Raw genomic sequence first — 5,624 nt, 5'->3', positions numbered from 1 at the left:
AATCGTAAAGGTAGATGTCGCCTTACGGCTCCTGTGAACTGTCCTTCAACACCGTTGCGCAAAAGGCGCACAAACCCGTCGCGCGGCATCCAGTCGCGGTCTACCGACCAGGTGACTTCGCGGTGAAGCTGCGCCTCATCCATTTCACACAGCGCGCGCAACGTGCGGCCATTGTCGTGCACCGTTGCGGAAAATGCCTCCCGCCCCCATTCATGCCCATCGCTGTTGAGATAGCGGATACGGCCGGCATAGCCTTGATGGGGGAACGTCACGGCTACTTCTCCGACAATTGTGGCCAGTCGAGCGACCTTATGTTGGCGGGGGGAGATGCGCGCCATCCCTTCGCCGACTATCTACCGTGCGGTCAGCCTTCACCTGCCCCGCGCTCTTCGCGGCGCATCTGCATCAGCCTTCGCCGTGCCCGAATCGCGGCAGCGTCGGATGGCAGGATCACCGGGTGCATGGCCCAGAAATCTCGGCCCTGCATCGCCTGCTGCTGGGCGCGGATCATCGGTTCGTCTTCTTCCAGAAAGACCTTTCGCGCCATTACCGCTGCTTCCTCACCCTGCCCACGGGTGAAGAAATAGTGCGTCTCCGTCGCATTTTTCGGGGTGAGGATATGCGCATTGGCCAATGGCGGAACGATGAAATCCGTTTGGGCCGACCCGGCACGCGCAAGGCCGATGAACAGCGCCAATGACGCCGGGGCGTGCCAGCGCATGTGCAGCCATTGGTCGACCGCTTCCCCGGCAGCAACCATCGACGCTGCCCATTCCGGCGGGCGCGAGCCGTCCATATCCCACTTGTTCCACAGGCCGCCTGACTCATCCGTCTCGACGCTTTGCTTGCCGAATTCAAACAGCGCGCCGTTCACGCCAAAGGATTCACTGTGCAGAAACTCGGCGTGGCTGAGGTCGAGCAGATTGTCCGCGATCAGTTCGTAGTTCACGTCCATAACGAGATGATCGGTGGCATCTCCCGTCTGAGCGATAAAGGCGAAGTCCGGGATCCCATCGGGATTGGCCAGCGCTGCGTCTCCGGGCCAGAACCACAGCGCGCCGTGTCGTTCAACCAGCGGCAACGTGGCCACTTTCGCTTCGGGCGGCAATTCCCGGCCAAAGGGATTGAACACGCAAGCGCCATCGGTGCCAAACGTCAGCCCGTGGTATCCGCAGGCAATGGCATCGCCCACGCGCTTGCCCCGGCTGAGTGGCACAAAGCGGTGCGGACAGCGATCCGCCATCATCGCCCAATCGCCATCGCTCTTGCGCAGTACCAGCCACGGTTGATCCAGCAGGACACGGCTAAGAAAACCATTGATGGGCACTTCCGCTGCCCATGCCGCCATATACCATGCGTTTCGAACGAAATCAGACATCGCACTTCTCCAAACCGGTGGAGCGTGCACAGTCGATCGATCAATGCTGCACGCCCGCACTCACATGCGGGACCAAAGCACGTTCTTGCCCCGCGACATGTTGTGAGGCCTGCAGCTGGCGCAATGCGCCATCCCAGACCGGCATTGCCGGTCACCAGGCTGTGTCCGCCAAAAAGCGGACAACAAGATTATAAATTGGAATTGCGATTCTCGTCAATAGTCGCACGCTCATGCCAACCGGATCTCGTTCAGCACCCCCTTCGCCAGATTGCGGAAGCGCAGTGCGTCCGACACCGAGATGTCCTGATTGTGTGCAGCGCCGTTCCGAAGCGCGCGCATTTCGCTGATCATGCCCACCGTGTGCGAAGGCAGCACGCCGCGTTGTTCAAGAGCGCGGCTGGCCCTTGCTGCGTCGGTGCTGGCAACGGCGTGCGACAGGGCAAGACCCTGCAGCGCCTCTTCCACACGTGACCATGAATCGAGCACGGCAGCGTTTGGCGAAAGGTCGAGCAGCTTGATAAAGCGGCCATGATCGCCGGTAAGGGCAATCCCCGGGCCGTCCGGCTCTGCAATCGCAGGTGGCGCTTCGGATTCCAGCCGGTCCAGCCGCCTTGCGAAACGCGCAGACTTGTCACCCCAGTTCAGTTCATCCAGCCGGGCCAGAAGCGCCAGCAGAGGGCGGCGGAACACCAGTGCGATCACCAGCGCTGCCAGCGGCCAAGCCAGTGCGCCGACCAGCCCAAGCGTCCACGAAAACCAGTCCGCGGCAGGGCCAATGTTCAGCGAAATCATGGGGCAAATCCGTTCTGTTCGAGTCCTTGCAGGGACTCTAACTGAAACAGAACAAATAAGGAACATTACTTATCACAGGCCCCGCAAAGATCCTCCCCCGCTGGGGGAGGTGGCCGTAGCGCAGCGGAGGTCGGAGGGGGATGGGCGCAAATGCCCCCTCCGTCAGTCCCTTGCGGGCCTGCCACCTCCCCCAGCGGGGGAGGATCGTTCAGTCACCGCTATTCAGCGCGGGTCCATATCCACGTGCCGGTAATGCCCAGCACGCCTGCCGGAATCAGCACCCAGGGCCAGCCTGCAGTCACTGCCGTCAGCACCACGCCAAAAGCCATCGCACTCAGCGCCGCCACTTTGCCCTTGCGCGAAATCGCCCGCCGTTCGCGCCATTGCCGCAACGGTGGGCCATAGCGTGGATGATCGAGCAGGCGCTGCTCCCACGCCGGGTTTGACCGGGCAAAGCAGAACGCCGCCAGCAAAAGGAACGGCACTGTGGGCAGCAGAGGCAGAAACGCGCCGATCGTGCCCAGCGCAACACTTGCTATGCCGCCTGCCAGATAGAGGTGGCGACGCAAATCCCGGCTCAGGCCGTAGCGGCAAGGCGCGCAGCATGTTCGCGCACCAGCGCGATCATGTTCGGCACGCCCTGGGTGCGGTTGGATGAAAGCTGCTTCTTGAGATCGAACGGGGCCAATGCCTCGGCAATGTCAGTTCCGGCTACATCGCGCGCCGGGCGATCCTGCACGGCGGCCAGCACCAGCGCAACGATGCCCTTGGTGATTGCGGCGTTGCTGTCGGCCAGAAAGTGCAAGCTTCCGCCCTCGCCTTGCGTGGGATAGACCCAGACGCTGGCCGAACACCCGCGCACCAGCGTGGCGTCTGTCTTCAGCGCATCGGGCATAGGCTCCAGTTCGCGCCCCAGCTCGATCAGCAGGCGATAGCGTTCATCGCCATCGAGAAATTCGTACTCTTCCAGAATGTCATCGAGTTTGCGCATGATTCGCATCTAGCGGGTGGTTAGGGTGGCGTCCACTGGGCGGTGGTGCGATCAGCATCCTTCGACAGGCTCAGGATGTTTGCACTTCTCTAACCCGATATCCCACCCGGCCGCGTCAACGCATAATAAAGGACGTAGAGCCACGACAGCACACCGTGAACGAGCGCCCAAACGATGGACTTGTGCAGGCTCCACGAAATCGCGATGGCAATCGCCGAGCCAAGCCCGATGCCCGCCTTGGCAGCACCCTCGCCCCGCCCGCCGCTCACAGGTCCACCCCGGCGGCGATGGCTTCCAGCTTGCGCAGGCGTTCGCGCATGTCGGCAAGGTCGATCAGGCTCGCCGCGTCACCCGTATCCGAACGTTCGAGTTCAAGGCGCTTCAGGGACAGCCAGCCATCCCAGCCGCGCAGGGCCGCAAAGGCGATCATGGCAAGACCGGTGAGGCCGGAGAAAGCTAGCACGAAATCGGAAGTCATATCGGCAACTCCCAGTGGGATAAGGCTTTTGCGGTTGAATTACTTGTCGCGCAGCGATTCAATCTCGCGCGAGAGGCGGCGGGTTTCGCCTTCGTCGGTGGCGATGCGTTCCAGCACTTCGAGCCGTTTGCGCAAGTCTGTGACTTCACGTTCGAGGCTGGCGGTATAGGCAGCATCCGCATCGGCGCGCTCGTATCCACCACTCCCCCGATTGCGATCGCGGTTCATGCGGATATTGGCGAAAGCGATGATCGCGGCGATGGCAACCATCGCACTCCAGAAGGACATCGTGATTGTTCCTCAATTCACCTTGGCATCGCGCAGGTTTTCGATGCGCAGCGCAAGGTCAGCGTCGTTTTCGGTAGCGATACGTTCCAGAACGCGCACCCGCTGCTCCAGCCGCTCAGCCTGCGCGGCGTATTGCGCGGCCTTTTCAGCGGTCTGTTTGGAAAGCAGTTCGAGTTCGCGTTCGCGGAACGCCAGACGGCGCTTGTAGGCATCGCCCAGCACGCCCATCACAACCGGCACAACCACCAGCATGAAGGCAAGGCCATAGATCAGGTCTTCGCTCATTGCGCTCTCCTGTCATCCTGGTGGCGCAGCGCCTCGATCTGGCTGGCCACGTCAAAGCCACGGTCGGTCACGATGGCTTCGACATTGGCAAGCCGCTGGTGCGTTGCATCAAGCTGTTGGCGAAGAAGGGCATTTTCATCGCGCAGCTTGGCCATCGCCTGATCGTCAGCCCGGTCGGTCTTGCCGCCCCATTCGTCTTCCAGCGCATAGCCATGCCGTGCGCGGATCCAGTTGTTGATCACCCAGCCACCGGTCGATATCGCGATGATGGCAAGGACGAATTCCGGCCCGCCCCAGTTCACTGCGGCCTCCTGTCGCCACCTTCAAGACGAAGCGCCTCGATCTGCTGGGTCAGGCCGAAACCGCTGTCGGTGACAATGCGCTCGACATTGGCGAGGCGATCCTTGACCGAGCCGAGTTCGGCGCGGAGCTGGGCGTTTTCCTGGCTGAGCAGCTTGATCCGCTCAAGTTCAGCGCTGGAGGTCTTCGGGTAAACCGCCTGCCCCCACGCCCCGTCCAGCGGGTATCCATGACGGATGCGCATCCACGTGGTGATGACCCATCCGGCCACGCCAGCCACGGTAACCGTTGCGATCAGCGGCGCGAGGTTTGTGATTTGTGCAAGGTTTTCAATAGCCATCACACCCTCCGGTCTTCAAGGCTGGCGCTATCACGGCGAAGCGCTTCGATCTGCGCGGCAGTATCGAAACCCTTGTCGGTCACGATCCGTTCAAGGACGCGGACGCGCTCTTCGAGTTCGCGGGTGTGCTGGGCGTATTGGGCGGCTTTTTCGGCGCTCAGTTCGGCGGTGGCAGCGATCTGCATCTCGGCGATCTTCTGGCGGTGCTTGGTCCAGATTGCGACAATCGGAATGCACAGCGCGATGATCGGGATCAGCGGCCCAATGATGTCGGGTCCCATGATGTTCAGTCCCCCTCAGGACGGGTTAGGTGCGTCTAGGTGCAGTTAGGTGCAGTTCAGCGCAGCTTCTCGATTTCGGCCGAAAGGCGCGGGTTCGAGTTGACGTAGAAGCTTTCCACATCGGCCAGACGGCGATCGATATCACGGAAGCTGGCGCGCACTTCGCGGGCCGTGCGGGCAGGCGACTGGCGGACGCCCTGCCAAAACTTCTGCTCTTCACGGTCGCTGTAGAGATAGCCGGGCTTCTTGGAAGCAAGGATACCCAGCGCGAAATAGAGGAAGAAGGGCCAGCCCATCGAGAAGGCAAGGATCAGGAAGCCGAGGCGGATCCACAGGGCATCGACGCCGGTATAGTCGGCAATCCCTGCACAGACGCCCATGAACTTGCCATTGACCTTGTCGCGGTAAAAGCGGGTGCGTGGGCTGCTCACTTTACGGTCCTTCCCTGTTCGGCGAACATGCGGTCCAGTTCGCGCAGTTTCTGGTTGTCG

12 protein-coding genes and 1 pseudogene are annotated in these 5,624 nt (G+C 61.6%); all 13 read right to left on the bottom strand.

Annotated features, from left to right (window positions below; all coding sequences use genetic code 11):
- Nucleotides 1-272: pseudogene (locus tag ACOVQ0_RS10415) on the bottom strand (hypothetical protein); the annotation flags it as partial.
- 92 nt (nt 273-364) lie between these two features.
- On the bottom strand, nt 365-1,378 hold the full coding sequence (locus ACOVQ0_RS10410; RefSeq protein ID WP_421883953.1) for a Rieske 2Fe-2S domain-containing protein: 1,014 nt from the start codon (nt 1,376-1,378) through the stop codon (nt 365-367).
- A 228-nt stretch (nt 1,379-1,606) separates the two neighbouring features.
- Nucleotides 1,607-2,170, bottom strand: coding sequence for a hypothetical protein (locus ACOVQ0_RS10405; RefSeq protein ID WP_421883950.1), 564 nt, complete (start codon nt 2,168-2,170; stop codon nt 1,607-1,609).
- A gap of 218 nt (nt 2,171-2,388) precedes the next feature.
- Nucleotides 2,389-2,739 carry a YbaN family protein gene (locus ACOVQ0_RS10400; protein ID WP_421883947.1) on the bottom strand — a complete coding sequence of 117 codons (351 nt, stop codon included), beginning with the start codon at nt 2,737-2,739 and terminating at the stop codon, nt 2,389-2,391.
- An 8-nt stretch (nt 2,740-2,747) separates the two neighbouring features.
- Complete coding sequence (locus ACOVQ0_RS10395; RefSeq protein WP_421883944.1) at nt 2,748-3,161, bottom strand: SufE family protein; 414 nt, start codon at nt 3,159-3,161, stop codon at nt 2,748-2,750.
- An 89-nt stretch (nt 3,162-3,250) separates the two neighbouring features.
- The gene (locus ACOVQ0_RS10390) at nt 3,251-3,430 is read right to left on the bottom strand and encodes a hypothetical protein (RefSeq protein WP_421883942.1); all 180 of its coding nucleotides are present in this window, start codon (nt 3,428-3,430) and stop codon (nt 3,251-3,253) included.
- Nucleotides 3,427-3,639, bottom strand: coding sequence for a hypothetical protein (locus ACOVQ0_RS10385; protein ID WP_421883939.1), 213 nt, complete (start codon nt 3,637-3,639; stop codon nt 3,427-3,429). Before ACOVQ0_RS10385 ends, ACOVQ0_RS10390 begins: the two co-directional genes overlap by 4 nt.
- 39 nt (nt 3,640-3,678) lie before the next feature.
- Nucleotides 3,679-3,927, bottom strand: a complete 249-nt coding sequence (locus tag ACOVQ0_RS10380; RefSeq protein WP_421883936.1) for a hypothetical protein — start codon at nt 3,925-3,927, stop codon at nt 3,679-3,681.
- A gap of 12 nt (nt 3,928-3,939) precedes the next feature.
- Complete coding sequence (locus ACOVQ0_RS10375) at nt 3,940-4,212, bottom strand: hypothetical protein (RefSeq protein WP_421883933.1); 273 nt, start codon at nt 4,210-4,212, stop codon at nt 3,940-3,942.
- Nucleotides 4,209-4,514: a hypothetical protein gene (locus ACOVQ0_RS10370; RefSeq protein ID WP_421883930.1), complete on the bottom strand. Its 306-nt coding sequence runs from the start codon at nt 4,512-4,514 to the stop codon at nt 4,209-4,211. Before ACOVQ0_RS10370 ends, ACOVQ0_RS10375 begins: the two co-directional genes overlap by 4 nt.
- Nucleotides 4,511-4,852, bottom strand: coding sequence for a hypothetical protein (locus tag ACOVQ0_RS10365; protein ID WP_421883927.1), 342 nt, complete (start codon nt 4,850-4,852; stop codon nt 4,511-4,513). Before ACOVQ0_RS10365 ends, ACOVQ0_RS10370 begins: the two co-directional genes overlap by 4 nt.
- Nucleotides 4,852-5,133, bottom strand: coding sequence for a hypothetical protein (locus ACOVQ0_RS10360; protein WP_421883924.1), 282 nt, complete (start codon nt 5,131-5,133; stop codon nt 4,852-4,854). Before ACOVQ0_RS10360 ends, ACOVQ0_RS10365 begins: the two co-directional genes overlap by 1 nt.
- 56 nt (nt 5,134-5,189) lie before the next feature.
- Nucleotides 5,190-5,564 carry an envelope stress response membrane protein PspC gene (pspC, locus tag ACOVQ0_RS10355; RefSeq protein WP_421883920.1) on the bottom strand — a complete coding sequence of 125 codons (375 nt, stop codon included), beginning with the start codon at nt 5,562-5,564 and terminating at the stop codon, nt 5,190-5,192.
- Nucleotides 5,565-5,624 lie beyond the last annotated feature (60 nt).

The sequence above is a fragment of the Novosphingobium sp. genome (assembly GCF_049240505.1).
Taxonomy (GTDB): Bacteria; Pseudomonadota; Alphaproteobacteria; order Sphingomonadales; family Sphingomonadaceae; genus Novosphingobium.
This window is presented reverse-complemented; position numbering and strand designations above follow the sequence as displayed.